The sequence below is a fragment of the Oceaniovalibus sp. ACAM 378 genome, assembly GCF_008085915.1.
In the GTDB taxonomy this organism is placed as follows: domain Bacteria; phylum Pseudomonadota; class Alphaproteobacteria; order Rhodobacterales; family Rhodobacteraceae; genus Oceaniglobus.
The window spans coordinates 1-1,583 of sequence record NZ_VSJK01000070.1 but is presented as its reverse complement, the minus strand read 5'-3'; the positions used below and the strand labels follow the sequence as shown (position 1 = coordinate 1,583).

Genomic DNA, 1,583 nt, shown 5'->3' with positions numbered 1-1,583 from the left:
GACAACGTCCTATGTGCGGAATGATCTGTTGATTTGGCATCAGGCTATTGTCATGTCGAGCACTCCCGACATGTTCGAAGTTTGCGTCAGTTCGGCGTTTTGGTCAACGAACGGTCTCTCCCATAACAAACACAGAGTACGCTATTGCGGCTCTCACCGTCCTTAAGACGAGATCCTGGCATCGTTGAGCAGAAGGCCTGAACATTATCTACGAGGTCACCGGCTTAACGCCAACGCCTCCACGGCAAGGTCAGAGAAAGGTCCTTCTGCTGTCGATCGCCCCCTCAAAGAAGGGACGATAAGGTTCACCACCTTTGACGACCGCGTGAACGGTGCGAGCCATCTTGGCGGCGATTGCGGTATACGCCTTGCGGCGCAAATGGGTGTTGTGTCTGTCCTTGGAAATGTAGCGTTCGAATTTGTCCCGGAAGCTGTTGGTGCGCTGCAGAATGGCGCCCTGGCCCGCCAGCCAGAGGGTCCGACGCAATCGAGCATTGCCGTATTTTGACAGTTTGGTCTGCCCGCGGAACATGCCGGACTGCATGGTCGCGAGATCCATCCCGCAGAATTTGAGGAACTGCCGATGATGTCCGAAGCGGCGCAGGTCACCAGCTTCTGCCAGGATGGTTAGGGCGTTGATCGGGCCGATCCCGGGGATTGAGGTCATCAGTTGATAGTCAGTGCTGTCCTTGAGTAATGCGATGGAGCGGTTCTCGATCTCGTTGCGTTGCGCGATCAGCCCACGCCCCTCGGCAAGAACCAGGCGAAACATTTTGAGGGCGTCGGACCCTGGGTCGACCGGCAGCCCAACCGATGTTTTGGCGGTCTCGTAAATGTCTGTCAGCAAACGCTCTTTCGACACGCGGCGACCGATCGCCGCCCAAGCATCGGCAATGAAAGCCTCCTTGTCCATTGCCGCAATGATGTGCGGCGACGGGTAGCGCTCGAGGAAGGCAAAGAACCAATCGCTGCGCGAGCTGCGGTGGAAGCGATCGGCTTCGGGGAAATACAGCGGCACCCTCTCATGCATGTAAACATGCACTGCCGGGCAGTGGATAATGCGTCAGCACCCGGTGCCAGAGCTCGGTCTTCGACCGAGATACCATGTCGTGGGTTTTGGACAGTTCCTGAATGTCGTTGGTGCCGGATAGCAGCGGGTCATGATAGAACTGCTCGTTCCCGATCTGCATCATGTGCAAAATCACCTGCGCATCTTTGGGATCGTTCTTATCCCAGCTGTTGTGCAGGGCCTCCCGGGTTCTGGCGAGGGCGACAGATGATACGAGCTTCACTTCAAAACCGGCGCTGCCCAGATGGAACGCCAATGCCCGGTGGTAGTTACCGGTCGCCTCAAATGCCACGCGAACCGGGTGGCCGTATTTCGAGAGAGCCGCAGTCAGCCGGTTGAAGTCGTCCAACTGGTTCAGCACCGTCAAACGACGTCGGCGCTTCTTGCCGGGCACGGCAATCAGCACCTCATGACGCGCTTTGGAAATGTCAATCGCCACCAAAACAGGCTCGGCCTGTGCAATGCTCATATCGGTCATAGTCGGTCTCCTCTGCGGTGTGGTTTGTTGCAAAAC

The 1,583-nt window shown here is 57.0% G+C and carries 1 pseudogene; it reads right to left on the bottom strand.

What is annotated here, in order from left to right:
• Positions 1-250: 250 nt before the first annotated feature.
• Positions 251-1,547: pseudogene (locus tag FQ320_RS25180) on the bottom strand (IS110 family transposase).
• Positions 1,548-1,583 lie beyond the last annotated feature (36 nt).